28 protein-coding genes, 1 other RNA gene and 1 pseudogene are annotated in these 25,603 nt (G+C 47.0%); 11 read left to right on the top strand and 19 right to left on the bottom strand.

Features of this window, described 5'->3' with window-relative positions; all coding sequences use genetic code 11:
- Positions 1–53: 53 nt before the first annotated feature.
- Positions 54–704, bottom strand: a complete 651-nt coding sequence (gene acrR / locus FDW92_RS18090; protein ID WP_042310049.1) for a multidrug efflux transporter transcriptional repressor AcrR — start codon at positions 702–704, stop codon at positions 54–56.
- A 141-nt stretch (positions 705–845) separates the two neighbouring features.
- Here acrR and acrA point away from each other — a divergent pair, with 141 nt between their 5' ends.
- The 6 genes from acrA (at position 846) to FDW92_RS18060 (ending at position 7,639) form a co-directional block, all read left to right on the top strand.
- Positions 846–2,039 (top strand): multidrug efflux RND transporter periplasmic adaptor subunit AcrA, encoded by a 1,194-nt coding sequence (gene acrA / locus FDW92_RS18085; RefSeq protein ID WP_038638348.1) that lies wholly within the window; start codon positions 846–848, stop codon positions 2,037–2,039.
- 22 nt (positions 2,040–2,061) lie between these two features.
- Positions 2,062–5,211, top strand: a complete 3,150-nt coding sequence (gene acrB / locus FDW92_RS18080) for an efflux RND transporter permease AcrB (RefSeq protein WP_038638345.1) — start codon at positions 2,062–2,064, stop codon at positions 5,209–5,211.
- 487 nt (positions 5,212–5,698) lie between these two features.
- Entirely contained in the window at positions 5,699–6,073 is a 375-nt protein-coding gene (gene tomB / locus FDW92_RS18075) for an Hha toxicity modulator TomB (RefSeq protein WP_003021733.1), read from the top strand.
- A gap of 27 nt (positions 6,074–6,100) precedes the next feature.
- On the top strand, positions 6,101–6,319 hold the full coding sequence (locus FDW92_RS18070; RefSeq protein WP_002892050.1) for an HHA domain-containing protein: 219 nt from the start codon (positions 6,101–6,103) through the stop codon (positions 6,317–6,319).
- A 181-nt stretch (positions 6,320–6,500) separates the two neighbouring features.
- Positions 6,501–7,052, top strand: a complete 552-nt coding sequence (maa, locus tag FDW92_RS18065) for a maltose O-acetyltransferase (RefSeq protein ID WP_042310052.1) — start codon at positions 6,501–6,503, stop codon at positions 7,050–7,052.
- A 116-nt stretch (positions 7,053–7,168) separates the two neighbouring features.
- Entirely contained in the window at positions 7,169–7,639 is a 471-nt protein-coding gene (locus FDW92_RS18060; RefSeq protein ID WP_042310054.1) for a YlaC family protein, read from the top strand.
- A gap of 73 nt (positions 7,640–7,712) precedes the next feature.
- Here the strand turns inward: FDW92_RS18060 and ykgO are convergent, their stop codons facing one another.
- Positions 7,713–7,853 (bottom strand): type B 50S ribosomal protein L36, encoded by a 141-nt coding sequence (ykgO, locus tag FDW92_RS18055; RefSeq protein ID WP_005125190.1) that lies wholly within the window; start codon positions 7,851–7,853, stop codon positions 7,713–7,715.
- Position 7,854: 1 nt separating this feature from the next.
- Positions 7,855–8,115, bottom strand: a complete 261-nt coding sequence (locus FDW92_RS18050; RefSeq protein WP_038638331.1) for a type B 50S ribosomal protein L31 — start codon at positions 8,113–8,115, stop codon at positions 7,855–7,857.
- A 187-nt stretch (positions 8,116–8,302) separates the two neighbouring features.
- Here FDW92_RS18050 and FDW92_RS18045 point away from each other — a divergent pair, with 187 nt between their 5' ends.
- A complete protein-coding gene (locus FDW92_RS18045; RefSeq protein ID WP_042310056.1) occupies positions 8,303–9,856 on the top strand; it encodes an EAL domain-containing protein in 1,554 nt (517 codons plus the stop codon).
- 51 nt (positions 9,857–9,907) lie between these two features.
- Here FDW92_RS18045 and FDW92_RS18040 read toward each other — a convergent pair whose 3' ends face one another.
- Complete coding sequence (locus FDW92_RS18040; protein ID WP_042310059.1) at positions 9,908–10,261, bottom strand: DUF1428 family protein; 354 nt, start codon at positions 10,259–10,261, stop codon at positions 9,908–9,910.
- 64 nt (positions 10,262–10,325) lie between these two features.
- Positions 10,326–10,955: a membrane protein gene (locus FDW92_RS18035; RefSeq protein WP_042310061.1), complete on the bottom strand. Its 630-nt coding sequence runs from the start codon at positions 10,953–10,955 to the stop codon at positions 10,326–10,328.
- Positions 10,956–11,042: 87 nt separating this feature from the next.
- On the opposite strand from FDW92_RS18035, the gene FDW92_RS18030 reads away from it, so the two are divergent.
- On the top strand, positions 11,043–12,470 hold the full coding sequence (locus FDW92_RS18030; RefSeq protein ID WP_042310062.1) for a PLP-dependent aminotransferase family protein: 1,428 nt from the start codon (positions 11,043–11,045) through the stop codon (positions 12,468–12,470).
- 59 nt (positions 12,471–12,529) lie between these two features.
- Here FDW92_RS18030 and FDW92_RS18025 read toward each other — a convergent pair whose 3' ends face one another.
- The 4 genes from FDW92_RS18025 to FDW92_RS18010 form a co-directional block, all read right to left on the bottom strand.
- Positions 12,530–12,748, bottom strand: coding sequence for a hypothetical protein (locus FDW92_RS18025; protein WP_042310063.1), 219 nt, complete (start codon positions 12,746–12,748; stop codon positions 12,530–12,532).
- A complete protein-coding gene (locus tag FDW92_RS18020; RefSeq protein ID WP_038638313.1) occupies positions 12,745–12,996 on the bottom strand; it encodes a hypothetical protein in 252 nt (83 codons plus the stop codon). The genes FDW92_RS18025 and FDW92_RS18020 overlap by 4 nt, the downstream gene beginning before the upstream one ends.
- Before the next feature lie 378 nt (positions 12,997–13,374).
- Positions 13,375–13,602 (bottom strand): DUF2188 domain-containing protein, encoded by a 228-nt coding sequence (locus FDW92_RS18015; protein WP_024183738.1) that lies wholly within the window; start codon positions 13,600–13,602, stop codon positions 13,375–13,377.
- A gap of 217 nt (positions 13,603–13,819) precedes the next feature.
- The gene (locus FDW92_RS18010; RefSeq protein WP_072202902.1) at positions 13,820–14,440 is read right to left on the bottom strand and encodes a recombinase family protein; all 621 of its coding nucleotides are present in this window, start codon (positions 14,438–14,440) and stop codon (positions 13,820–13,822) included.
- A gap of 464 nt (positions 14,441–14,904) precedes the next feature.
- Here FDW92_RS18010 and FDW92_RS18005 point away from each other — a divergent pair, with 464 nt between their 5' ends.
- On the top strand, positions 14,905–15,711 hold the full coding sequence (locus FDW92_RS18005; RefSeq protein ID WP_137400671.1) for a chaperonin: 807 nt from the start codon (positions 14,905–14,907) through the stop codon (positions 15,709–15,711).
- 52 nt (positions 15,712–15,763) lie between these two features.
- Here FDW92_RS18005 and FDW92_RS18000 read toward each other — a convergent pair whose 3' ends face one another.
- From FDW92_RS18000 to ffs, 7 genes are all read right to left on the bottom strand, one after another.
- Positions 15,764–16,543, bottom strand: a complete 780-nt coding sequence (locus FDW92_RS18000) for a nucleotidyltransferase (RefSeq protein ID WP_042310064.1) — start codon at positions 16,541–16,543, stop codon at positions 15,764–15,766.
- Entirely contained in the window at positions 16,540–17,049 is a 510-nt protein-coding gene (locus FDW92_RS17995; protein ID WP_042310065.1) for an SLATT domain-containing protein, read from the bottom strand. The genes FDW92_RS18000 and FDW92_RS17995 overlap by 4 nt, the downstream gene beginning before the upstream one ends.
- Positions 17,050–17,230: 181 nt before the next feature.
- On the bottom strand, positions 17,231–17,587 hold the full coding sequence (locus FDW92_RS17990; RefSeq protein ID WP_080395567.1) for a hypothetical protein: 357 nt from the start codon (positions 17,585–17,587) through the stop codon (positions 17,231–17,233).
- Positions 17,588–17,613: 26 nt separating this feature from the next.
- The gene (locus FDW92_RS17985) at positions 17,614–18,177 is read right to left on the bottom strand and encodes a hypothetical protein (protein ID WP_042310068.1); all 564 of its coding nucleotides are present in this window, start codon (positions 18,175–18,177) and stop codon (positions 17,614–17,616) included.
- A gap of 895 nt (positions 18,178–19,072) precedes the next feature.
- Positions 19,073–19,582: a hypothetical protein gene (locus FDW92_RS17980; RefSeq protein ID WP_042310070.1), complete on the bottom strand. Its 510-nt coding sequence runs from the start codon at positions 19,580–19,582 to the stop codon at positions 19,073–19,075.
- A 663-nt stretch (positions 19,583–20,245) separates the two neighbouring features.
- Positions 20,246–21,316: a site-specific integrase gene (locus FDW92_RS17975; protein ID WP_042310076.1), complete on the bottom strand. Its 1,071-nt coding sequence runs from the start codon at positions 21,314–21,316 to the stop codon at positions 20,246–20,248.
- Positions 21,317–21,425: 109 nt separating this feature from the next.
- Positions 21,426–21,522, bottom strand: an RNA gene (gene ffs, locus FDW92_RS17970) — signal recognition particle sRNA small type.
- A gap of 84 nt (positions 21,523–21,606) precedes the next feature.
- Here ffs and FDW92_RS17965 point away from each other — a divergent pair.
- Positions 21,607–21,996: pseudogene (locus FDW92_RS17965) on the top strand (MGMT family protein).
- Positions 21,997–22,027: 31 nt separating this feature from the next.
- On the opposite strand, the gene FDW92_RS17960 reads toward FDW92_RS17965, so the two are convergent.
- Positions 22,028–22,597 (bottom strand): YbaY family lipoprotein, encoded by a 570-nt coding sequence (locus FDW92_RS17960; RefSeq protein ID WP_042310078.1) that lies wholly within the window; start codon positions 22,595–22,597, stop codon positions 22,028–22,030.
- 211 nt (positions 22,598–22,808) lie between these two features.
- Between FDW92_RS17960 and tesB the strand changes: the two genes are divergently transcribed.
- Positions 22,809–23,669: an acyl-CoA thioesterase II gene (gene tesB / locus FDW92_RS17955; protein ID WP_042310080.1), complete on the top strand. Its 861-nt coding sequence runs from the start codon at positions 22,809–22,811 to the stop codon at positions 23,667–23,669.
- A 72-nt stretch (positions 23,670–23,741) separates the two neighbouring features.
- Here tesB and amtB read toward each other — a convergent pair whose 3' ends face one another.
- Both amtB and glnK read right to left on the bottom strand, forming a co-directional pair.
- Positions 23,742–25,028: an ammonium transporter AmtB gene (amtB, locus tag FDW92_RS17950; RefSeq protein WP_042310082.1), complete on the bottom strand. Its 1,287-nt coding sequence runs from the start codon at positions 25,026–25,028 to the stop codon at positions 23,742–23,744.
- Between the two features lie 31 nt (positions 25,029–25,059).
- Positions 25,060–25,398: a P-II family nitrogen regulator gene (glnK, locus tag FDW92_RS17945; protein ID WP_006685697.1), complete on the bottom strand. Its 339-nt coding sequence runs from the start codon at positions 25,396–25,398 to the stop codon at positions 25,060–25,062.
- Positions 25,399–25,603: the final 205 nt, after the last annotated feature.

The raw sequence follows: 25,603 nt of genomic DNA, 5'->3' as shown, positions 1-25,603 counted from the left end.
AGAATAGCAGCAGGCAAAACGACCAGGATAATTCCTGGTTCAGACAGCAAAAGTTAGCAGGATTTCGCCACATTAACCCGCAGGCTTGGGCAGAGAAGACACATCTCCAGCAGCACTGCGACGTATTCACGCGCTTCTTTTTTCAGATCAAAAGATTCAGGGGCAAATAACCAGTTCTCTATAATTCCGGTAACATAGCTACGCAGCAGCACCGCCACGCGCCGCGTGTTCAGATTTTCCGGCAGCATGTTGGCATTCATGCAGTGCCGCAATGTTTGTTCGATACGGTCGTAATTCTCAATACACAGACTGCGTTGAGCTAGCTGAACAGTGGCCATTTCCCCGACAAATTCGCATTTGTGGAATATAATTTCCAACAACAAACGTCTGCGTTCTTCTGTCACGGTAGCTTCAAGAACGTAAATTAAAATTTCTCTTAATACTGATAGTGGATCGTCGGGGAATTTTGCTTGATACTCAGTCTCTAACTCATCAATGTTAGGTTTTGCTAGCTCCCAAATTTCACTGAATAAATCCGATTTGTTTTTGAAATGCCAATAGATTGCGCCGCGCGTGACACCAGCGGCTTTTGCGATCTCCGCAAGCGAGGTGGATGATACCCCTTGTTGCGAAAACAAACGCAGAGCAACATCGAGAATGTGCTGTCGTGTTTCCTGTGCTTGTTGTTTGGTTTTTCGTGCCATAGGTCAGTGAATTTACAGGCGTTAGATTTACATACATTTGTGAATGTATGTACCATAGCACGACGATAATATAAACGCAGCAATGGGTTTATGGGCTTTAAGCCATTGATCAATTTGAAATCGGACACTCGAGGTTTACATATGAACAAAAACAGAGGGTTAACGCCTCTGGCAGTCGTTCTGATGCTCTCAGGCAGCTTAGCGCTAACAGGATGTGACGACAAACAGGCCCAACAAGGGGGCCAGCAGATGCCAGAGGTTGGAGTTGTTACGCTCAAAACTGAACCTCTACAGATAACAACCGAACTCCCGGGTCGCACCAGTGCGTATCGCATTGCTGAAGTTCGTCCTCAGGTTAGCGGCATCATCCTGAAACGTAATTTCACGGAAGGTGGTGACATCGAAGCGGGTGTATCTCTCTATCAGATTGATCCTGCGACTTATCAGGCCGCTTATGAGAGCGCAAAAGGCGATCTGGCCAAAGCACAAGCCGCAGCAAATATCGCTCAACTGACGGTTAAACGTTATCAGAAACTGTTGGGTACTAAGTACATCAGTCAACAGGATTACGATAGCGCGCTGGCAGACGCACAGCAGGCGAACGCCGCCGTCGTCGCCGCGAAAGCCGCAGTAGAAACTGCACGCATCAATCTGGCCTATACCAAAGTGACGTCGCCGATCAGCGGCCGCATTGGTAAGTCATCCGTTACGGAAGGTGCTCTGGTGCAAAACGGTCAGGCGACCGCACTGGCTACCGTTCAGCAGTTGGACCCTATCTATGTGGACGTGACGCAGTCAAGTAACGACTTCCTGCGCCTGAAACAAGAGTTGGCCAACGGCACGCTGAAGCAAGAGAACGGTAAAGCGAAAGTCGAGCTGGTGACCAATGACGGCATTAAGTTCCCGCAGGCCGGTACGCTGGAATTTTCCGATGTTACGGTAGATCAAACCACCGGTTCGATTACGTTACGCGCAATCTTCCCTAACCCGGATCACACCTTACTGCCGGGAATGTTCGTCCGTGCTCGTCTGGAAGAAGGGACTAACCCAACTGCATTACTGGTTCCGCAGCAAGGCGTTACCCGCACACCGCGTGGTGATGCCAGTGCCTTGGTTATTGGTGCAGATAACAAAGTTGAAATGCGTCAAATTGTCGCCGCACAAGCGATTGGCGATAAATGGTTAGTCACTGATGGACTTAAGCCGGGCGACCGCGTGATTGTCACAGGGTTGCAAAAAGTACGTCCTGGCGCGCAGGTAAAAGCCCAGGAGATTACCGCGGATAATAACCAGCAAGCCGCAAGCGGTAGCCAACCTGAACAGTCCAAGTCTTAACTTAAACAGGAGCCGTTAAGACATGCCTAATTTCTTTATCGATCGCCCAATATTTGCGTGGGTGATCGCCATTATCATCATGTTGGCAGGGGGGCTCGCGATCCTCAAATTGCCGGTAGCGCAATATCCGACTATTGCACCGCCAGCAGTGACGATCTCCGCGACCTACCCTGGCGCTGATGCCAAAACAGTACAGGATACTGTTACGCAGGTTATCGAACAGAATATGAACGGTATCGATAACCTGATGTACATGTCCTCAAACAGTGACTCCACGGGTACCGTGCAGATCACCCTAACCTTCCAGTCTGGTACTGATGCGGACATTGCGCAGGTACAGGTGCAGAACAAACTGCAGCTGGCTATGCCATTACTGCCGCAGGAAGTACAGCAGCAAGGGGTTAGCGTTGAGAAGTCATCCAGCAGCTTCCTGATGGTCGTCGGTGTTATCAACACCAATGGCACCATGACGCAGGAGGATATTTCCGACTACGTTGGCGCCAACATGAAGGATGCCATTAGCCGTACTTCAGGCGTGGGCGACGTTCAGCTGTTCGGTTCGCAGTACGCAATGCGTATCTGGATGGATCCAAACAAACTGAACAATTTCCAGCTGACACCGGTTGATGTCATCAACGCAATCAAAGCGCAAAACGCCCAGGTTGCAGCCGGTCAGTTAGGTGGTACGCCGCCGGTGAAAGGCCAGCAGCTTAACGCGTCGATCATCGCGCAGACCCGTCTGACCTCCGCCGATGAGTTCAGCAAAATTCTGCTGAAAGTAAATCAGGATGGTTCCCAGGTTCGTTTGCGTGACGTGGCGAAAGTAGAGCTGGGCGGCGAGAACTACGACATCATTGCGAAGTTCAACGGTAAACCAGCATCCGGTCTGGGTATCAAGCTGGCGACAGGCGCTAACGCCCTGGACACGGCAAATGCTATCCGCGACGAACTGAAGAAGATGGAACCGTTCTTCCCGTCAGGTCTGAAGATCGTTTACCCATATGACACCACACCGTTCGTGAAAATCTCTATTCACGAAGTGGTGAAAACGCTGGCGGAAGCAATCATCCTCGTGTTCCTGGTCATGTATCTGTTCCTGCAGAACTTCCGCGCGACGTTGATTCCGACTATCGCCGTACCGGTAGTGCTGTTGGGTACGTTTGCCGTCCTTGCGATTTTCGGCTTCTCGATAAACACCCTGACGATGTTCGGGATGGTGCTCGCCATCGGCCTGTTGGTGGATGACGCCATCGTGGTGGTCGAGAACGTTGAGCGTGTTATGGCGGAAGAAGGACTACCGCCGAAGGAAGCGACACGTAAATCAATGGGCCAGATTCAGGGCGCGCTGGTGGGTATCGCGATGGTGCTGTCAGCGGTATTTATCCCGATGGCATTCTTCGGGGGGTCTACCGGTGCAATTTACCGTCAGTTCTCCATCACCATTGTTTCCGCGATGGCGTTGTCAGTACTGGTGGCATTGATTCTGACCCCTGCTCTGTGTGCGACCATGCTCAAACCGATTGCTAAAGGCGATCACGGAGAAGGTAAAAAAGGCTTCTTCGGCTGGTTTAACCGCATGTTCGATAAGAGCACGCACCATTACACCGACAGCGTGGGCGGTATTCTGCGCAGTACCGGTCGTTATCTGGCGCTGTATCTGATCATCGTCGTGGGCATGGCCTATCTGTTCGTTCGTCTGCCAAGTTCGTTCCTGCCAGATGAAGACCAGGGGGTATTCCTGTCCATGGCTCAGCTGCCAGCGGGTGCAACGCAAGAGCGTACCCAGAAGGTGCTGGACGAAATGACGGATTACTATCTGACGAAAGAAAAAGCGAACGTTGAATCGGTATTCGCCGTTAACGGCTTCGGTTTTGCGGGTCGTGGTCAGAATACCGGTATCGCGTTCGTCTCGCTGAAAGACTGGAGCGAACGCCCAGGTAAAGAGAATAAAGTTGAGGCGATTACCGAGCGTGCGATGGGCGCATTCTCGCAGATTAAAGATGCAATGGTCTTTGCCTTCAACCTGCCAGCGATTGTGGAGTTAGGTACCGCCACCGGTTTTGACTTCCAGTTGATTGACCAGGCAGGTTTGGGCCATGAAAAACTGACCCAGGCACGTAACCAGCTGTTTGGTGAAGTTGCGAAACATCCTGATCTGTTAGTCGGCGTACGTCCTAACGGTCTGGAAGATACGCCGCAGTTCAAGATCGATATCGATCAGGAAAAAGCGCAGGCGCTGGGTGTTTCCATTAGTGATATTAATACAACGCTGGGTGCAGCATGGGGCGGAAGCTACGTGAATGACTTCATCGACCGTGGTCGTGTGAAGAAAGTTTACGTCATGTCTGAAGCGAAATACCGTATGTTGCCGGAAGATATTGGCAACTGGTACGTCCGCGGCAGCGATGGACAGATGGTCCCATTCTCCGCCTTCTCTACCTCACGTTGGGAATATGGTTCACCGCGTCTGGAACGCTATAACGGTCTGCCTTCCATGGAGATCTTAGGCCAGGCCGCACCGGGTAAAAGTACCGGTGAAGCGATGGCAATGATGGAGCAACTGGCCAGCAAACTGCCATCCGGTATCGGTTATGACTGGACAGGTATGTCCTATCAGGAACGACTGTCTGGCAACCAGGCCCCTGCTCTGTATGCCATTTCACTGATCGTCGTCTTCCTGTGCCTGGCGGCATTGTACGAGAGCTGGTCTATTCCGTTCTCCGTAATGCTAGTGGTACCGTTGGGGGTTATCGGCGCATTGCTGGCGGCAACGTTCCGTGGCCTGACTAACGACGTTTACTTCCAGGTAGGCCTGCTCACAACCATTGGGTTGTCGGCGAAGAACGCGATACTTATCGTCGAATTCGCCAAGGACTTGATGGATAAAGAGGGCAAAGGACTGATTGAGGCAACGCTGGACGCGGTCCGCATGCGTTTACGTCCGATCCTCATGACGTCACTGGCCTTTATTCTGGGCGTAATGCCGCTGGTAATCAGTTCCGGCGCAGGTTCCGGCGCGCAGAACGCCGTTGGTACTGGCGTAATGGGCGGGATGGTGACGGCAACCGTGTTGGCTATCTTCTTTGTTCCGGTGTTCTTTGTGGTGGTACGCCGCCGCTTTAGCCGCAAAAATGAAGATATTGAGCATAGCCACTCAGTCGATCATCATTGATACCTCTCTAAAGATAAGGCCGCGCAAGCGGCCTTTTTTCTGGAAAAATCATAAAATCCACTTATTGCGATTCTGTTTATTTGCTCCAGCTTAAATAAGCGATATAATCCCTGTAGCCTTAAAGGCTATTCTTAAAAAGTTTTGAGAGTTCTTATTTACGTTAATAAATATTAAGATTATTCCTGGCTATCGGTCGATCTTGTCGGTTGTTGCCTGTTGTTGCTATAGCTAATCAAGATAACCCGATGATTGCCCGAAGAATAAAGAATTTGTCCGATTTCGAATAACTGCATTTATCTGTTAAAATGTAAAAATGACGCTACATCATAATTTTGCATAATTGTAATTTTTCGTGATATGACGATGAAATCTTTTTTAGAGTAGATTATAGTTAAATCATCAGGAGTCGCGGGCAAGTTCCAGGTAGTTTGTTGTATCCATCCCGAAGGTGTTCGGTTAGTTTAAGCCACGAAGAAGGGGATGCGTTATGGATGAATACTCACCCAAAAGACATGATATCGCGCAGCTTAAATTTCTCTGCGAAACTCTGTATCATGACTGTCTTGCAAACCTTGAACAAAGTAACCATGGCTGGGTTAACGACCCTACCTCTGCAACCAGCTTACAGCTCAATGAACTGATAGAGCATATTGCAACCTTCGCACTTAATTATAAAATTAAGTACAATGAGGACAATAAGCTGATTGCGCAGATAGATGAATACCTGGATGACACTTTTATGTTGTTCAGCAGTTATGGTATTAATACGCAGGATCTGCAGAAATGGCGGAAATCAGGTAATCGACTGTTTCGCTGTTTTGTCAATGCCACCAGGGCTAATCCTGTTAGTTTGTCTTGTTAAAAATTATTACAATCATAGGTAAGAGTTATGTCTGATAAACCATTAACTAAAACAGATTATTTGATGCGCCTGCGACGCTGCCAGACAATTGACACGCTTGAGCGCGTTATTGAAAAAAATAAATATGAATTGTCCGACAACGAACTGGCTGTATTTTACTCAGCAGCGGATCACCGCCTTGCTGAATTGACCATGAATAAGCTCTACGACAAGATACCAACTTCCGTTTGGAAATTCATACGCTAATTGTTCTCAAGGTTAAGTCAGGTATAGCGGTACATTTGTCTGACTGACCATTTTCGCATTTACAATGGTTATTTAATTCAAATCACGTGACTACGATCACAGCGAAGTAACGGGAACGTTCCCCTTATTTGCATTGCGTTTTACTGTGCTGAAATGTTCATCAGTACACAGGGAATTCGTAATGAGTAAAGAAAAGCAGAAAATGATCGCCGGTGAACTCTATCGCCCGGCAGATGAAACGTTGCGCGACGACCGACTACGCGCTCGTCAGTTGACCCATCGCTATAATCTTACTGCGCCAGACGCAAAAAGTGAGCGTCAGGCCATCCTGCATGATCTGTTGGGTCAAAGCGAGGGCGCGTATATTGAACCCTCTTTCCGCTGTGATTACGGTTATAACATCTACCTCGGTAAAGAATTTTACGCCAACTTCGACTGCGTCATGCTTGATGTCTGTCCAATCCATATTGGCGATAACTGCATGCTGGCACCCGGCGTCCATATCTACACAGCCACGCATCCGCTGGATGCGACCGAACGCAACAGCGGTCTGGAGCTGGGAAAACCCGTCACTATTGGCAACAACGTCTGGATAGGCGGACGTGCAGTAATAAATCCAGGCGTAACGCTCGGAGATAATGTCGTTGTAGCATCTGGCGCGGTGGTGACGAAAAGTGTTCCGGCAAACAGCGTAGTCGGCGGTAATCCCGCGAGGATCATCAAAACACTGTGATCTTAAATGTAACTGTTATGCTAAATTGTGGTTAATCTGTTACTTTCTTCAGAAGGTGTCCCCTTTTAAAATAGGGCGATCCCTCCTGAATTTTGCAGATATCACGAAGGCAAGAGATGACAGAAATACAGCGCCTGCTTACCGAAACAATCGACGACTTAAATATTCGCGAGAAGCGCGACAACAAACCGCGCTTTAGCATCAGCTTTATTCGCAAACATCCGGGGCTGTTTATCGGTATGTATGTGGCGTGGTTTGCTACGCTGGCGGTAATGCTACAGTCAGAAACGCTGGTCGATTCGGTATGGCTGCTGGTAGTGCTGTTTGTCATACTTAACGGCTTTTTCTTTTTCGACGTGGCGCCGCGCTATCGCTATGAAGACATCGACGTCCTGGATTTCAGAGTTTGCTATAACGGTGAATGGTACAACACGCGTTTTGTTCCCTCCTCACTCATCGACTCTATTTTGCACTCCCCTTCAGTTGATAGCGAACATAAAGCACAGCTGCAAAAGATGATTTCACGTAAAGGCGAACTCTCGTTCTACGATGTGTTTACGCTCACCCGCCCGCAGGCCAGCCAATAATTTCGCCGTTACCATAAAAAAGTGCGTCACTGTGAAGGAAACGCACTTTAATCCCTGAATGCTGGCAATGAAACTAACGTCTTTTTTTACGGCCCTGTACCGCTTTAAATCGCGGATTCGTTTTACAGATAACATACAAGCGCCCTTTGCGTTTCACTATCTGGCAGTCAGGGTGCCGCTGTTTTGCGCTGCGAAGCGAATTGAGTACCTGCATTTTAACCTCGCTTAGCGCCAATAAAATGACCAAAGCGTTTCTGGAAGCGCGCTGCGCTACCTTCGTTATCAAAGGTCTTTTGTTTTCCGGTGTAGTATGGATGTGACTTAGAGGAGATATCGAGGGTCACATACGGGTACGTTTTCCCCTCGAACTCAATCTCACGTTCGGTTTTGATGGTCGAACCGACCTTAAAATATTCATTGGCACTGGTATCGTGAAACACCACGGTACGATAAAAAGGATGGATATCCGGTTTCATGGCAACCTCAATTGTTACGTTATAACATAACCATAAAAATACACCACTCTTGTTTAAATCACAACCTGATTTACGCTACGGACAAACAAACGGGATGATAAGTGGCCCTAAATATATGATGCCAATCGAATAGCTTTTTCGGCTTTCAGATATACTTTCCTTACGCTGTGTTAATAAGGATATCATTGTGACAACACGACATCTGATAAGCCTGGTAACCGGGGTGCTGTTTCTTTCTATTCTCGCGCCCGTAGGTTTAAGCTTGTGGCTGGCACATCGTCAGGTCGAAACAAAATTTATCGATGAACTCGATATGTTCTCAACACGAGTCGCATTGCGCACGGAACGCGTCGGCGAGCAGGCCAGGAAAGCATTACGCCACATAGAATCCTTTCAGGGGGTGCCTTGTAGTGACGAGCATCTGCTGGAAATGCGTCGCTTGTCATATAGCTATCGCTATATTCAGGAAGTGCTGTATCTCAAAGACAATGTTCCGCAATGTTCATCTCTGGAAAAAAACAGCCAGGCTGCCGCATTTCCACCAGCAATGAAAGTCACGCCGGATGGATATCGCGCATGGCTTACTACGCAAAATGATTTGGGCATCAAGCGTTTTATGGCAGCTTTAGGTAGCGAGCATTATGTTGTGATGGTCGATCCGGGCTCTTTTATTGACGTCATCCCGTTTGGCTCATGGCCGATAGAAGTCACAATCATTGGCACCGCACGCAACGTGGTGGTTGCCAGTAGCGCCGCGCTGCCATCAGACGTTTTGCAACACGTGAAACAAGAACATTCGATCACTCATTTTCAGAAAGGTAGCAGTATTTTTAATGCTCGCCCCTTCCCCGAACTGGGCATCACGATCGTCACCTGGGCATCTACCCTACCCTTACAAAAAACCTGGCACCGACAGGCCCTGATCTGGGTCCCGGCAGGGATTATCATCGGCCTGCTTACCGCCGCCTTTATTCTGCGCATTTTGCGCCGCTTACAGTCCCCCCATCACCAGTTGCAGGATGCCATCCAGAATCGGGATATCAAGGTCCATTACCAGCCGATTATCTCACTCACAACGGGAAAAGTGGTCGGGGCAGAAGCGCTGGCCCGTTGGCAGCAGGCCGATGGGAGCTATTTGTCGCCCGAAATTTTTGTCGCGATGGCGCAGGAGACCGGACTGACAAAACCCCTCACGCGTTTGATAATTGAAAGCGTATTTGACGATTTAGGAAAATGGCTGCGTCAACATCCGGATCAGCATATCTCCATTAACCTTGAGTCAGCCGATCTGGCTTCTGAAACGCTTCCCGCTCTGTTAGGCCAGAAGGTAAAGCACTGGCAGCTTAAGCCTGCGCAAATCGCGCTGGAACTGACCGAACGCGAGTTTGCCGATCCGAAAAACAGCGCGCCGTTTATTGCTAAATATCGTCAGGCGGGACACTCGATATACATCGATGACTTTGGGACCGGCTATTCCAGCCTGAGCTATTTACAGGATCTGGATGTGGACATCCTGAAGATAGATAAATCCTTTGTTGATGCCCTGGAGTACAACAACGTGACGCCGCATATCATTGAGATTGCCAAAACGCTGAAGCTGGAAATGGTGGCAGAAGGTATCGAAACTGAAAATCAGGAAGCCTGGCTACGACAACATGGCGTGCAGTATGGTCAGGGCTGGCTTTACAGTAAGGCACTGCCAAAAGCGGAATTTATTCTGTGGGCTGAAAAACGGCTTTAACAGGGCTGTTGATGTTGAGATGGCTGGCGGCACGCCGCACAGCCAGTCACATCACTCGTCCATAATGGGCGCAAATCCACCGTAGATCATTCGCTTGCCATCAAATGGCATAGATTCACCGAATTCCTTCATACGGGGATCGGACATCATCTTCTGATTCGCCGCATCGCGGACCTCTTTGGATGGGTATTCAATCCAGCTGAATACCACCTCTTCATGATCCTGCGCTTTCACTGCCATGCGAAAATCGGTCAATTTGCCGTCGGGGACATCATCAGCCCAGCACTCCACCACGCGTAATGCGCCGAACTCCTTGAAAAGCGGAGCTGCTTTTGCCGCCATCGCAATGTACGCCTCCTTATTTTCAGCGGGTACGGCAACCACAAAACCATCAACATACTTCATGAGAAAAACCTCCGAAGTTTACTGCGCAGCAAGCCGATTCTGGCCGCGTCAGTCGAGGTTAAGTTTAGTCGCCAGCGGACGATCGTGCCCCAGACTCACTCCTGACACGAATGCGCGACTGTGGCTGGTGGCGGAACCACGGCAGGCAAATCTGAATTAACGGCCCAATAGCCAGCGCATACAACACCGTGCCAACCCCCACGGTCCCCCCCAGCAGCCAGCCGATAAGCAACACTGACACTTCGATTGCGGTGCGAATGCGTCGTACTGGCCATCCGGTACGTGCGTGAATACCGGTCATCAGACCGTCCCGTGGGCCCGCGCCAAAACCAGCGCCAATGTATAAACTGGTGGCTAATGCATTCAGTATCACCGCCATCACCAGCAGGCCGCTGCGCGCCAGCAGGGATTCAAATCCCGGGATCACCACCAGCGCGGCATCTGCAGCCAGCCCAATCATAATGACATTGCTCAGGGTGCCAAATCCGGGACGCTGGCGTAGCGGTATCCACGCCAGCAGCACCAACACGCCTACGACAATAATCACCACGCCGATATTCATCGACAGTAAATTGGCCACGCCCAGATGAAATACGTTCCACGGATCGGCCCCTAAATCGGCACGAACAAACATGGCTGTCGACACACCGTACAGCGCCAGACCGATATACAGCTGAAGTAAACGACGCAGCATGCTTTTTCCCTCTCATTCTCAGATAGCTTTCATCTTCCCCGTAATTGGCACTATGATTAATGTCCAGTTTTCAAAAAGTGGACTGCTATGTCATCTCGCCGTTATGGAAGTCAGTCTTTGCAGCGCCTGCTCGGCCACTGGCAGGAAAGCCCTTCGCGAACGCCCCTCTGGCGACAGCTGGCAGAAGCGCTACGTCTATTGATTCTCGATGGTCGTCTGGCGCTGGATAGCCGCTTGCCCGGCGAGCGTGAACTCGCTGCCGTTCTGGAAGTGAGCCGAACCACCGTTGCCAGTGCTATGGCACAACTGCGTGAGGAAGGCTATCTGGAGAGCCGTCATGGGAGCGGTTCACGGGTTATTCTGCCGGAACACATTCGCCATGTGCCAACGCGAACCAGCGCTGGCACTGCGCTTGATTTGTCCACGGCAGCGCTCAGTGCCGGTCCCGAAATTCATCAGGCTTATCAGCAAGCGTTGTTCGCGATGCCGCAGCATCTGCTGAGTTCCGGGTATCTGCCGCAGGGGCTGGCAGCTTTACGTGAATCCATCGCCCGGCATTATTGCGAGCGCGGACTCCCCACGCAGCCCGATGAAATAATGGTGGTGAATGGCGCGGTCAGCGGTCTGGCGCTGATCCTGCGTTTGCTGACAGGTCCTGGCGATCGCGTCGTCGTTGATCACCCCACTTATCCGCTGGCGATTGCCGCTATTCAGGGCGCGTCCTGTCGGCCTGTTGGCGTGTCGCTACCCGAGCAGGGTTGGGATACGGCCGGTCTGGTCGCCACCATCGCGCAAACGGCGCCCAGAATGGCCTATCTGATGCCAGACTTTCATAACCCGACCGGGCGCTGCATGGACGCCGCAACACGCCAGGTTGTCGCAGATATTGCCGAAAGAACGCGTACCACGTTGGTAGTCGATGAGACGATGGTGAACCTGTGGTACGACGCCCCACCCCCACCGCCGCTTGCCGCATTCAATCGTGATGCTCCGATCATTTTGCTGGGATCGGCAGGGAAAAGTTTTTGGGGTGGATTACGTTTGGGTTGGATTCGGGCCTCGTCACGAACGATTGCCGCCCTGGTACAAACCCGCGACACCTTCGATTTGGGCTCTCCGGTACTTGAACAACTCGCCACCCGTTGGTTGTTGGATAACGCTGAGCGCTTTCTGCCTGACAGAAGACGGTTGCTGACATCGCAGCGCGACCTGTGTTCCAGTCTGATGCATACACATTTCCCGGAATGGCAGTTTACCCAACCACAAGGAGGACTCTCTTTCTGGGTCGAACTGCCCGATACGCTGGCGACTCTCTTTGCCACGCGCGCCGAAAGCGCGGGGATTCAGTTAGGAACCGGTACGCGCTTCGGCCTCGATGGCGCATTCGATCGTTTTTTGCGCATGCCCTTCACATTGCCGGATGATACAGCACGCGCCGCCTTCAGGGTGTTGCAACCCATTTGGGATAACCTACGTTTGCAGGCCAGCAGCGGGAAAATGCGCAAAATAATTTAAGCGACGAGCCAAAGGACTCGCCCTTGTATGCCGTAACGGACAAGGAAGTCCGGGCAATATTACAACTGCGGAGGAACCGGAAAACCTTTCAGGGAAATCACAAAATTCTCACCGTCCTTCTTAATTTTTGCCCCGGCATCACACCAGTCGGAAGCAATACGGAAGAACTCATCGCTACCGACATTCCAGCTCAGGCGAACATGTTTCACATAGCCGGAACGCAGCAATTCACAGGCTTCGCCGTAATTACAGGCGGTTGAGAGCGATTGTTGTTTCATTTTTTCTTCTTCAGTAATCTGCGCAATGCTTTGATTTCTTTAGGAGTCAGTGCGTCAACGACGGATTCTTCCGTATGCTGGCTGTCGATATCCTCAGCGGAGACTCCCGCCTCTTCAACGGCGGAAAATGCTATCAGCAGCAGCTTTTCCGTCGCGACACTTAAATTTTCATTATGCACTTCGGCGTAATGACGAAGTTTTTCTTTCAGCGCTTCATCAATTTTGACATTCAGTACAGCAGTCGACATTGTAAAAAATCCTTGTGATCGGCGACGGTAAAAGCGCCAAACAACATCCCCGAAACACATTGACAGCATTTGATGACAATAAAATGACGATACGGTGACAAAGAAAAGAAGATAAACAGAAAGGAAATTGCCGGACGGCAGAATTGGGTGGGGGCCCTGCCATCAGCCATTAGTACTAAATTGTGTTGGTTAATCAATTGGTTATCATGTTAGTACTACAACAGTACTGTACCACTCTAGATAGTACCGTCCAGCACAAAATCTTGCAAGGTAACGTGCCGTCATGGTTGGAGACATGACATGCACTTTTCGAAATTTATAGTGTCGGAAGTGCCTACCCGATGTACATAAAAAAGGGGCGACAAGCCCCTTATTCAATTACTTCTTATCCTTTGGTGGACAAGGATCGTTACCATGCGAATCTTTTTTTGCGATCCTGCCATCCTTGTTATGGATCACAAGCTCACTTTTTTGGTTTGTAGCAATCCCTCTTGCAGCGTCCACCGCAGATTGCTTTGTTGAGTGAACGGAGGTCGCTTTACTGTTTCCTGCCCCCTTAACGGCCCAACCTCCATCATGAGGAACAACATGCTGATCTTTACCCATTATCGAGCCCTCTATTTCCATGGAAACATCAGCATATAGCGACAAAACCAACTACTCAATACTACATATTGTGTTTAAATTGATTTTAATCACAAAACGTGGATAGATATCGAAAGGATTCTTTCACTACGAAACTGTAAGTACCCTTCCTTAACCCTATACCGCTATATTCGTTAACAATCTGGCAGTGCTGGCCTACTCTGCCCTTTGTTACCCACTATTCTGCTGTAAGAGATGAGTTTTTAGCCACCTTTGCGATAGTAGCCCTTGAACAACCGATCAAAGCCTGAATTTTGCTCCAGCTTTTACCGTCAGACAGTAATTCTTGTACTTTATGATGCAGGCTCTCATCAACTGGGCGACCACGATATTTTTTCTCTCTCTTGGCCTTTTCAATACCCTGCTTTTGTCGTCTGCGGCGATCTTCGTAGTCCTTGCGACTGATTGCCGCCAGCATATCGAGCATCATAGAATTCATTGCTTCAAACATACGAGCGGTGAACTCATCCTGAACATGTAAAAGCTGATGGCTCGTAGGCAAATCTAACGATACAACCCTGATCCCTTTAGATTCGATGAGTCCTCGTAAGGTTTTCCAGTCCTCTGCGGTAAGTCGGCTTATACGATCTATTTGCTCACAGAGCAGAATATCGCCACGTTCCGCGATATCTAAGAGTAAAAATAATTGAGGCCGCTGTAGGCTTGCACCTGATTCATTTTCTTTAAAGTACTTTGATATTTTCAGATCATGCGAATGAGCAAATGCCTCCAACTCTTTCAATGCCCTATCCGCATCTTGCTCTTTCGTCGAAGCTCTTAGATATGCCCATACACGCATGATAGTCACCATCAGTCTGTTTTATGTGGTTCATTATATATGGTCTGTTTTAGGTTGTAAAATCCATTTAATGAACCATTTTGAATGAGATCTGTGTAGGTCTGCTAGAGGTATACCTAAAAACACATTTTCCATCGTTCATTTTTTATGCAATGCAGAATTTGTGAAAAGTTCGGTACTGAGTTCTGAGTACACGGCATTTGGTCGGCGGGGTTGAATCTGACCATACGAACGAGATTTCAAATTGTGCAGAAAAAAACTGACTGTACTTTTATCTGAGTAAACGATCCCTTTAACTTTTTTGTCAAAAAATTTGTGGGCAGGGATTAGATTATTTTGTGCTCTAAAGTCGAGTACCTTAGCCACATTCTTAAACACAGAGGCTGTAAAGCAGATGAAGATTGAAATGCATACGTTATCCATTTGCGATAAAATCAGTCAAGATTGCTCTTCCGAGGTTTCTTATGGGTAAAATTTCCGAACGTTTGAGACATGCAAGAATTAATGAGGGGCATTGCGTCATTTGCGGTTCATATGGTCTATTGAGTAAGGATCATGTGCCACCTCGTTGTGCAACAACTATTCAACCAATGTTTCAAAAAACGGTATCTGAACATTATTCATCTGATGAAATAAAACCGATAAATGCCCACGCCGGAGCGACATTCAAAACCATATGCAAGAATTGTAATGGCAACATACTCGGAAGTTTGGATCATGAGATCAAAGTTCCCATCGAAGATTTTATAAATCTAATTCGGCAATATTTAGCTGGTGTTCATTTTTACGGAAATATTATCTCAACGCCTTTCAATGCAATACCGTTTTTGCGTGCAATGGTAGGTCATCTTCTTGCAGCAACATCTGTAGAAGTTTGCAAAAATGGCCCTATTGATAGTGAATTCTACACACCATTAAGGGAATTTGTCTTAGGAAAAAATAAAAATATAGAAGCTACTCATGATTTCTATTATTGGTTTTACCCTAACAAAACACAGATAACCGCTCAACTGACATCATTTTTCAATGATGGACATTTATGTCATTGTAGTTGTATGCACTTCTTTCCTATGGCCTTTCTGATCACATTTAAAAATGAAGGTACATATCCGGAACATGCGTCAAAGTTAACAGTTGATGACAAAAAGCTATATTTTAACATGACTCAAGGAAATTTAGACTATGTCTCATTTCCGTTCACTCCACTTAGAGGAAATCAAATGATGCTAATGACAGATGCTTTCACTTCAGCAAGTTATCCTCAAAAGTAACATAAATTATAAAACACAAAAAAAATTGTGCTTTATAATTAAATTTTTAGAATTACACTTCAGGTAAAATCTTTTTTATTTCAGTTTCAGCAGAGTAATGCCATCCGCCACTTTCATACGCCTTAACAGAATTTACTGTATTTTTTAATTTATTTACAGCATTTTGCTTCCACTGAGGAGACCAGTAGGAACAGTTAAGTTGTCCAACTGCATGATAAAAATAATCTTTGATGTTATAGCAAAATAGAAAATTCATACTTACTATATTTTGTTCAAGCTCATATGATTCAAAAACATATCCCGCATTTGCATTCCAATATTTTAATATCCGTATCAATGGTTTTATCAAAGAATAATTATTTCTATTTTTATCAGTTAATTTACTATTAAAATCATTAGGGTTAGTACTAATCCATGTTTCGAAATTATTTGCTGGTGCAGGGATTTGATATCCATAAATTGTATTATAAACAGCAGGAACCAACTCAAAAGTAATATGATGAAGGTTAAGTTTAATTGTTGGGTGACTTTGTTTTCTTTCAGAAGAAGAATAATAGCATTCAACAAAATTTTTGAGGCGATTTAAATACGTCTGCGGTTGATGCCCCGTATTACTGAATACAACCATATAATCCACATCAGATTGCGGATCATATTTTCTCGGCAACATTGTATAACGGGTATTAGAACCAAACGCAAAATGGCTTATAACAACATTATTATCAAAATAGTATCCAAGTCTTCTTTGCAATGTGCTAATCGAAGTTGTTATAGTACTATCCTTCAAGATAGCATTTTTGGATATAGTATCCAAATAGGATTGAACGCTCATTTCTTTTCCTTGTCGATGGCGTATTGAGAAAAACCATTATTAACATCTGATTGTGTTTTTTCGTATGCCCATCGCGGTATCGTAGGAGAGCTAATGTTTAGTTGATTTCTTCGATCAGAAAAAACTTTTATTTTTTCCTTTAAATCATTTTCAGACAAAGTTACTTCAATTAGCTCAATCTCACGAAAAAGACGAACATCATTTTTAAGATTATTATATTCTCCAGCTGCTGATTTATGATGACCAGCTCGCTTACTCGGATTGAGGGCAGTATTAATTGCTGTTAAGCATGTAAGTACAAAAGATATAAAAATAGTAATATTTGTCATGTCCTTTAAGGCACTAAGACCAGCTATAGCTGATAATATTGCTATAGGTATCCCAATGAATAAATTACATTTTTCCCATGGTGAGGACGCATTATAATGTGATTTTGATGAATAAAGAGCATCCTCTTCGATACGCGAACATTCATCTTTGATTTTTTCAATAAGTTGGCTACTCATATTATTCTCAATGATAAATTTTATGTAGCCTACAACATTCCTTTAAAAAATGTAAGGTTAAGGTGAAAACGCCATGCAGAAAAACTTCATAATCAATTGATTTTAATAGTTTTTAAAGACAGGCACACCTTCGTTCTGGTAAAGATGAAGGCCGCTTTCGCGACCTTGTTAAAGACAGTATTCATTGAGAACGATCAAGTACCATGTACGTTGGTTGGCACATGCTTCCACGTTCATGTAACCAGTAATAATCAAGATCCGCAACACGCATATCCAACCCCGAATCCACACGATTGATCTGTAACCGCAGCCCTACAGTATCTTTGTACGATAAACCAGATTTAACATTGTACTTGTACTTAACCCCGCTTTCTTCTTCAAAAGATTTGAGATAAGGGGTGATTTGCTTCTGGATTTCTTTCAGACAAATAACTTCATTACCAATAACAAAGGGCTTTTCTGGTTTCCCATCGGGAATCGTAGTCGCAATTGCAGTTAATGGGATCGTCGTTAAGAGTACTGACAATATTCTTATCATCATTTCTTCCCCCTGATACAAGATTACTATTTCGAGCAAATCTGTGTAATTGTTCCATTATGGTTAAAATCAACGAGAATTACTTTTATGGTACTATCATTAAGCACCGATACAAAATAGTTACTTGATGAATTCCCATACTTTCGTGATCCATCTTCTGCGGTTTCATTGAATTTAGCAGTATCAGTACTGTCTTTATCACCAGGAATTGGCATTCGACTGATCAACTTATCATCTGAGATAGTATATTCAACTAAAATACTTTTATCTGAATAGTAACCAGAATTATTTTTTGTTCCTTGTCGAGTTTGGGTTATCGCATCAAACTTATCGCATTTATAAACATCGGCTTTTTTCGTTTCCGTACTGCTAGTCGTTGAAGCCTTAGCATTAATATCAGTGCTTATATCTTGTGAAACGACACCGGAACCAATTCCTATTGAGACAACAAAAACAATAAAGCTGATGACTAACGCTGCAATCGAAGTACGAAACTTTCCCCGACCTTTATTTCTGAAATGGTGTGACACTTTCCTGAAAGTAAGTACTGCAAGGATCACACAAATGATGAAAACGACAAGCCCGGCCATAAAATCCCTCAAAGGTTGTGTATCAAAGGTAATCAGAATATCACTTCACAACACATCGATCGATAAAAACGATCGATAATTCAATTTTTGATCGATAAAAACTATCAATATCTATTAATACCTGACAAATCAATAGGTAAAAACGATCAGACGTTGGTCAGTACTTCGAAAGCACCTGGAGTACTGTTTGGACTTACCGTTTAAACGCCCTCAGAAAGCCGTTAAGGCCGTTTGATTGCTTATGGATTGGGAATAACTGCCTCTAGTTAAAATCGGGTTCAGGGGCTTCATGTACGTTTTGTCCGAAACACCATCATGAAGGGTGGCTAATCGGATCGGGGTCGCTTCGCTCTGGTCAGTACTGATAGTGCTTTTCCAGTAACTGGAAGTGCAGGTAATTGGGTGGACTTGCCTCAATCAAGTTCTTTTGCAGTAAGGGCTTAAACAGCCCGATAACCCCCAACAAGGAGCAAGGCGACGCGTAGGTACTCATGAAGACTTTAGGCCGTAGGCCGACCCAAATCATTTTGATAAAGTCGGTTTGTCAGTACTGTTATCTGTCTGAGCAAAGCGAGTAGTAACGCCTTGCGTTGTTTCGAGTACTACGAGAAAAACGCAACGTTACGATCTAATTTTTGGTTCTTAAAGAGACTAACGAGCAAAGCGAGTTAGGCTCTCTAGAGACTTAATATAAGTAAGGCATTTACGAGATCTAATTATTTTAATATAAGGGGTACTTAATCAGGATCGTGCAAAAAACAACCAAAAAGAGCCAAAAAACATACTACAGAAGTGTTTTTTTAGGTTGCTATGACCTTAATTAAGTCGTTTCAATCTCTGATTAACCCGTATTAGTACGATGCAGCCTGAGTTAGTACCCCACTATCATACTAATTTAGGATGGATATATTTTTTTTATGAGATCCGAAAGTTCTTTCTTCGTTGGATTACTCTCTAATAAGTGAGTCAACTTGTACAATTCTTCACCAGTAAGATATTCTCCGCCTTTTGGGTCATCGGTGCGAATCGGTGTACCATCTTTAAACATCCCCCATAGCTCTTTTGATACACCTGTTAATACTTTCTTATAATCGTTCACCCTCGATTTAGAATAATTATTACCTTCGAATAGTTCACTACTATCTAGCATTGATTTAGTTTTGTCTTTGCTAATATCACCCATCATGGTTAATAGTATAAGTATATTCTTTGTCACCATGCCTTTTTTAGAACCTTTTGATTCAGTCAAAGTCCTAATATGTTTCTTGATAACGTTTTGTGCAGCACTGGTTAGCTGATTTAAATTTTTAACCCCTGCCAGGTGACTACGAAGGTCGTTATTCTGATGTACCTTTTCTTTCCGCCCACGTGGTTTTAGTTCATGTGGTTCTTTCTTTTTTGTCATGATTAACACTCCTCTAAATTAAAAATCTTCTCATGGTTAACCTCCTACGGCTGCTGTTTATGTTCGATTGGCTATATGTTAACGGGCAAAATTGCCCCAATCAAGGAATAGTTGCAAGTTTTTCTTGACAATTTCATTACTATTAAAATCAAAAAATCATATATCATTTAGGCACTATCTTTGTACTTTCTAAACGATACATCCTTCGATTAAGTCGCAGGTATCTTTGTACTTCTTTACTGATACATTCATTAATTATGTCAAATGTTCTTTTGTACTTTCCAAGTGGTACAGACATTTATGCAACAGTACGATCCAATGGAATACTGGACTATTAAAGATAAAAAAATATCTATAAATCATTGCAAATACGTTACCTTGCAAGATTTTGTGCTGGACGGTACTATCTAGAGTGGTACAGTACTGTTGTAGTACTAACATGATAACCAATTGATTAACCAACACAATTTAGTACTAATGGCTGATGGCAGGGCCCCCACCCATTTCAGGGTAAGTACTTGATAGCTATACGCTAAAGTACTGAAGTCTCTCCTCCATAGCCTTAGTGGTACAAAAACTGTGTATCACCAGTAGGCTGCACGATGTCCCTTATGCTCTCCCGTCACTAAGCAGGCTCTCAGCGAAGAGGCTGCTTAGTACGAATCAAATATGTTCTAATAGGTCATATAGTTGAGATACCGCGACTGATTTACCATATCTTCTGTATGTGATTGAATTATCTGCATGTCCTAAGAATGCAGCAGCATAGTGCTCCACTACACCAGCGTTTTTTAACTTAGTGGCAATGTAATGTCGCAGTGAATGAAACTCTGGAACCCCTAATTTTTTGCGATAACCGCTAAACCAGCGAGTGAAGTAGTGGCTGTATGACCCTTTATAGAAAGTTAACTGCGGGAACAGTCTGCCCTTCTGTTTCTGTACATACACCAAAAATCCTATATCTATCAATTTTTGATGAATTGGTATTGTACGTTTACTGTTCTCCGTTTTGACCACCTGTCCATCATGACGATCATCAATCCTGATGCACCATCTTCCCTCATTTTTTAATATATCACCATGATATAGTTGACAAATTTCATTAGCCCTCATCCCCGTAAATCGACCAAGCAAAATAATCCATATCTTCCAGTCAGGTAATGTACTGATTCCATTCTCTAGGCATCTGATCTGAGCAGAGGTATATGCCTCTCGCTTTTGGGAAACTGGCTCGCGATCCTTTTGGAGCAATCCCTCAAAGGGATTTTGAAAATCATAGTCAGTACGGTGTTTCAGCCATCGAAAAAACCCACTGATTTTCTTAACATATTTGTTCTTTGTAGGAATCGCGACATCCAGCCCGCTAATGAATTCAGCAGCCCTACTACGCTTAAACACCTGCTCAGTGAAGCTAAAGTACTTATCAATACAGCGTTTGATAGAAGAAACTTCCCTTTCACAAACTTCACGGCTTTTAAACTCAACGTACTGCTCAGCATGTAGTTTTAGCTCGCTAAGCGACAAGTCTGAATTAGGGGATTGGATCAAATCGATTGTAGTCGTGGACGTCTCAGTAATCAGCCAAGGGCGATCTGCAAAGCGTAAAGATCGCTTTGTCGCTTCAGTCTTTGAACGAGTACCTAACGAACGACGAAACTCACGGCGTTTACCACAGGGTAAGACGTTAACTTTCCGGTAGTACCAGATCCCATGACGGGAGAGCATAAGGGACATCGTGCAGCCTACTGGTGATACACAGTTTTTGTACCACTAAGGCTATGGGGGAGAGATTTCAGTACTTTAGACATTATCTATCAAGTACTTACCCTGAAATGGGTGGGGGCCCTGCCAGCTACATCCCGGCACACACGTCATCTGCCTTGGCTGCTTCCTTCCGGACCTGACCTGGTAAACAGAGTAGTGTTGCGGGAGAACCAACAGAGCCCCCATTGAGAGCGTTGTTAACCAACGCGCAGGCGCATTATCACTGCTGTACCCTGTAAATGCAACCCATCCAGCATCGGATGCTGTTTTCTTGCGCAATGCGGCTTCACTCACTCGCCATTCAGGATTATGCTGAAGGATTAGCGCAGGAATAAATGATGGATATACAAGACACTTTCCCCCAACGCGTCTGGCAAATTGTCGCGTCAATCCCCGAAGGATTCGTCACCACCTATGGCGATGTCGCCAGACTTGCCGGATCGCCGCGCGCTGCGCGCCAGGTGGGCGGCGTGCTTAAGCGTCTCCCCGAAGGTAGTTCCCTGCCCTGGCATCGGGTCGTCAATCGCCACGGTGCTATTTCACTGACGGGCCCCGATCTGCAACGACAACGTCAGGCGTTGCTGGCAGAAGGCATTGTCGTTTCCGGCAGCGGGCAAATCGATTTACAGCGCTATCGCTGGGTGTACTAACCCTCTCCTCATGGAGAGGGTTACGACTGCCTTAATACTGCGTGGGAGCAGGAACGGCAGAAGACGGGGTCACCTGGGTTGGTGAGGTCGAAGGCACCGTGGTGGTTGCGCCGCCGCCAGCATTAAGCGGGACTGCGGTCTGCTGCACGGGAACCAAAGTCAGGTCGGCTTTCGTCCCGCCCTGATTGATAACCGTCTGAACGGTATCGGTAATAAAGACCAGTTTGCCATTCACCGTAATTGCCGCACTCAGCAGAATACGCGCGTTGGGCTGAATATCTGCCGGGTTAAACGGTAATACGAAGCTGAATGGCGCTTGCTTACCTTCAGTACGCACCGCTTTTTGCGACAGCACTTTTGACGGCGCATCGGCCAGCGACGCATCCGACAGCGTGACGGTCAGCACCGCATCCGGTGGCAGGGCCACTTTCTGGCGGATCCATACCGTACCAGAGACATTGGGCTGCTGAATTTTAGACTGTGTGTCAGAAATTGACGTATTAGGGCTTGGCGCAGGTGTCTGAATATCTGCACTTTTATCGGCGCAGGCTGCCAGAGAGACTGCAACCGCTAAACCACTTACCATGTGCACGAGTTTCATTAAATTCTCCTTATCATCTATGCACCAGCGAGAACTTTCCTCGCCAGAAGAGTGGTTAACAAAAACATAACGTGATTAAGTGTGGCACAAGACAGCTGTTTTTGCCTGTAATAGGCCCGTAATTCAGACAATTGCACCCATCGGACCACTTTTAAAATTGCGTTATACTCTGCCTAACTCGCGCGACATCGATATCACCTGGAGAGCTCCTATGAGTCTGGCACTCAAAAATTTGCTGACATTGTTAAATCTGGAAAAAATTGAAGAAGGGCTCTTTCGCGGCCAAAGTGAAGACTTAGGATTACGTCAGGTTTTTGGCGGACAGGTTGTCGGTCAGGCGCTATATGCCGCGAAAGAAACTGTCCCGGAAGAACGTCTGGTGCACTCCTTTCACAGCTACTTTTTACGCCCCGGCGATAGCCAAAAACCCATCATTTATGATGTAGAAGTCCTGCGTGATGGTAACAGTTTCAGCGCGCGCCGCGTTGCCGCAATCCAAAACGGCAAACCCATTTTTTACATGACCGCCTCCTTTCAGGCACCGGAAGACGGATTTGAACATCAGAAAACGATGCCAGATGCGCCGGGTCCCGATGAGCTGAAATCAGAAACAGAAATTGCACGCTCAGTGGCGCATCTTCTGCCGCCACTATTGAAAGAAAAGTTTATCAACGACCGTCCGTTAGAAGTCCGCCCGGTAGAGTTTCATAACCCCTTAAAAGGTCACGTCGCACCTCCGACCCGTCAGGTATGGATCCGCGCCAACGGTCAGTTGCAAGACGATCTGCGCGTCCATCAGTATCTTCTGGGTTATGCCTCTGACCTGAACTTCCTGCCCGTCGCGTTGCAACCGTACGGGATTGGTTTCCTGGAAAAAGGGATTCAGATCGCCACCATTGACCACTCAATGTGGTTCCATCGTCCGTTCAATATCAATGAATGGCTGCTGTATAACGTCGAAAGTACTTCCGCCTCCGGTGCCAGGGGCTTTGTGCGCGGGGAATTCTATACCCAGGATGGCGTGCTGGTCGCTTCTACCGTACAGGAAGGGGTAATGCGTAATCGCAATTGATGCCTTATCCGGCCTACAGACTACATCGTTGTAGGCCGGATAAACGTTAGTGCCATCCGGCATATTGAGAAATCAGGCGTTGTAGGCGTTCTCGCCGTGACTGTTCACATCCAGACCTTCGCGTTCCTGCTCTTCTGGTACGCGCAGACCCACCGTCATATCCGCCAGCTTATAACCGATGAAGGCCACCACGCCGGACCAGACGATGGTAATCGCCACGCTTTCCAGTTGCACCAGCAGCTGATGCCCCATGGTCACGCCCTCGGCAAACCCCACGCCCCCCAGCGAGCTGGCGGCAAAAACCCCGGTCAGGATACAGCCGACAATGCCGCACACGCCGTGAACGCCAAACACGTCACACGGATCGTCCACGCGCAGAAAACGCTTGAGCATCGTCACTCCCCACAGGCCCGCCAGACCGGCTACCACGCCAATAATCAACGCCCCGCCGACACCGATATAGCCACAGGCAGGCGTGACGCCAACCAGACCCGCAACGGCCCCAGAACAGGCCCCCAGCAAAGACGGCTTCCCGCGCAGCGCCCATTCCCCGAAGATCCACCCGAGGATGGCGGCAGCGGTGGCGACCACGGTATTGACGAAAGCCAGCGCAGCGATTTCATTCGCCATGCCCGCAGAACCGGCGTTAAAGCCAAACCAGCCAATGTAGAGAATGGCGGTGCCGGTGAAAACCATCGGCAAGTTATGCGGTTTAAAGGCTTCTTTACCAAAACCGACGCGTTTGCCAATCAGATAAGCACCCACCAGACCGGCAATCGCCGCGTTGATATGTACAACCGTCCCGCCGGCAAAATCCAGTGCGCCGTGAGAAGCCAGCAAACCGCCGCCCCAGACCATATGGGCTATTGGGATGTAAGACAGCGTTAACCACACCACCACAAAAATCAGTACCGCCGAGAAGCGAATACGCTCAGCCAGCGCCCCAACGATAAGCCCAACGGTGATACAGGCGAAAGAGCCCTGAAAAGCAACGTGAATGTACTGGTAGAAGCTCCCCGTGACCGCCGTCAACGCGATGTTCTTCAGCAATACCCAGTTGAAGTTGCCGAAGAAATTATTCCCTTCGCCAAAGGCCAGAGAGTAGCCATAAACCACCCATAAAATACAGACCAGGGCAAATGTCACCGTCACCTGAGTCAGCATCGACAACACGTTCTTACCGCGAATCAAACCGCCGTAAAACAGCGCAATGCCAGGAATGGTCATAAACAGCACCAGCGCGGTACAGATCATCATAAAAGCGTTATCCGCTTTGTCCGCGACCGCCGGTGCCGCCATCGCCAGGCCCGGCAACAGCGCCAGTGAAGCAATACCCGTTTTCATCGTTGCTATCTTCATTTTTTGGTTTCCTATCACTGTGTGCCAGACGTTACAGTGCGGCTTCGTCAGTTTCGCCGGTACGAATACGAATCACGCGTTGCAGCTCGGCGACAAAGATTTTGCCGTCGCCAATTTTTCCGGTGTAGGCCGCCTTGCTGATGACATCGATCACTTCATCCAGTTGGTCGTCGGCAATCGCCACATCAATCTTCACCTTGGGCAAAAAATTGACGCTATATTCAGCCCCACGGTACAGCTCGGCATGACCTTTCTGTCGGCCAAACCCCTTCACTTCGGTGACGGTCAGCCCCTGAATACCAATAGACGACAAGGCTTCGCGGACGTCTTCCAGTTTGAACGGTTTGATTACCACGGTAACCAGCTTCATAGATCCCCTCCAGTCAGAATTCAGTAGTGGCTGCAGATACACCAGATGAATACTGCAAGGGGTGTGCCAGGAATGAAAATGGCAGGATGGTTCGGGCTAACCGAGGGGCGTTGGGGAAGAAAAAGAAAAAACGCACTATAACGGTGCATAGTGCGTTACATTTTTGCACCAGATTGTTGATTGCCGTCCGGCCTACGATACCGGG

Origin of the sequence: Citrobacter sp. wls706, assembly GCF_005281305.1 — a bacterium.
GTDB classification, from domain to species: Bacteria; Pseudomonadota; Gammaproteobacteria; order Enterobacterales; family Enterobacteriaceae; genus Citrobacter; species Citrobacter werkmanii.
Note: the sequence above shows the minus strand (reverse complement) of the source record. Positions and strands in the feature narration are given on the sequence as shown.

Coding starts and splice junctions, on each gene's coding strand:
- acrR (WP_042310049.1), bottom strand. CDS start 704: ATGGCACGAAAAACCAAACAACAAGCACAGGAAACACGACAGCACATT.
- acrA (WP_038638348.1), top strand. CDS start 846: ATGAACAAAAACAGAGGGTTAACGCCTCTGGCAGTCGTTCTGATGCTC.
- acrB (WP_038638345.1), top strand. CDS start 2,062: ATGCCTAATTTCTTTATCGATCGCCCAATATTTGCGTGGGTGATCGCC.
- tomB (WP_003021733.1), top strand. CDS start 5,699: ATGGATGAATACTCACCCAAAAGACATGATATCGCGCAGCTTAAATTT.
- FDW92_RS18070 (WP_002892050.1), top strand. CDS start 6,101: ATGTCTGATAAACCATTAACTAAAACAGATTATTTGATGCGCCTGCGA.
- maa (WP_042310052.1), top strand. CDS start 6,501: ATGAGTAAAGAAAAGCAGAAAATGATCGCCGGTGAACTCTATCGCCCG.
- FDW92_RS18060 (WP_042310054.1), top strand. CDS start 7,169: ATGACAGAAATACAGCGCCTGCTTACCGAAACAATCGACGACTTAAAT.
- ykgO (WP_005125190.1), bottom strand. CDS start 7,853: ATGCAGGTACTCAATTCGCTTCGCAGCGCAAAACAGCGGCACCCTGAC.
- FDW92_RS18050 (WP_038638331.1), bottom strand. CDS start 8,115: ATGAAACCGGATATCCATCCTTTTTATCGTACCGTGGTGTTTCACGAT.
- FDW92_RS18040 (WP_042310059.1), bottom strand. CDS start 10,261: ATGAAGTATGTTGATGGTTTTGTGGTTGCCGTACCCGCTGAAAATAAG.
- FDW92_RS18035 (WP_042310061.1), bottom strand. CDS start 10,955: ATGCTGCGTCGTTTACTTCAGCTGTATATCGGTCTGGCGCTGTACGGT.
- FDW92_RS18030 (WP_042310062.1), top strand. CDS start 11,043: ATGTCATCTCGCCGTTATGGAAGTCAGTCTTTGCAGCGCCTGCTCGGC.
- FDW92_RS18025 (WP_042310063.1), bottom strand. CDS start 12,748: ATGAAACAACAATCGCTCTCAACCGCCTGTAATTACGGCGAAGCCTGT.
- FDW92_RS18020 (WP_038638313.1), bottom strand. CDS start 12,996: ATGTCGACTGCTGTACTGAATGTCAAAATTGATGAAGCGCTGAAAGAA.
- FDW92_RS18015 (WP_024183738.1), bottom strand. CDS start 13,602: ATGGGTAAAGATCAGCATGTTGTTCCTCATGATGGAGGTTGGGCCGTT.
- FDW92_RS18010 (WP_072202902.1), bottom strand. CDS start 14,440: ATGCGTGTATGGGCATATCTAAGAGCTTCGACGAAAGAGCAAGATGCG.
- FDW92_RS18005 (WP_137400671.1), top strand. CDS start 14,905: ATGGGTAAAATTTCCGAACGTTTGAGACATGCAAGAATTAATGAGGGG.
- FDW92_RS18000 (WP_042310064.1), bottom strand. CDS start 16,543: ATGAGCGTTCAATCCTATTTGGATACTATATCCAAAAATGCTATCTTG.
- FDW92_RS17995 (WP_042310065.1), bottom strand. CDS start 17,049: ATGAGTAGCCAACTTATTGAAAAAATCAAAGATGAATGTTCGCGTATC.
- FDW92_RS17990 (WP_080395567.1), bottom strand. CDS start 17,587: ATGATAAGAATATTGTCAGTACTCTTAACGACGATCCCATTAACTGCA.
- FDW92_RS17985 (WP_042310068.1), bottom strand. CDS start 18,177: ATGGCCGGGCTTGTCGTTTTCATCATTTGTGTGATCCTTGCAGTACTT.
- FDW92_RS17980 (WP_042310070.1), bottom strand. CDS start 19,582: ATGACAAAAAAGAAAGAACCACATGAACTAAAACCACGTGGGCGGAAA.
- FDW92_RS17975 (WP_042310076.1), bottom strand. CDS start 21,316: ATGTCCCTTATGCTCTCCCGTCATGGGATCTGGTACTACCGGAAAGTT.
- FDW92_RS17960 (WP_042310078.1), bottom strand. CDS start 22,597: ATGAAACTCGTGCACATGGTAAGTGGTTTAGCGGTTGCAGTCTCTCTG.
- tesB (WP_042310080.1), top strand. CDS start 22,809: ATGAGTCTGGCACTCAAAAATTTGCTGACATTGTTAAATCTGGAAAAA.
- amtB (WP_042310082.1), bottom strand. CDS start 25,028: ATGAAGATAGCAACGATGAAAACGGGTATTGCTTCACTGGCGCTGTTG.
- glnK (WP_006685697.1), bottom strand. CDS start 25,398: ATGAAGCTGGTTACCGTGGTAATCAAACCGTTCAAACTGGAAGACGTC.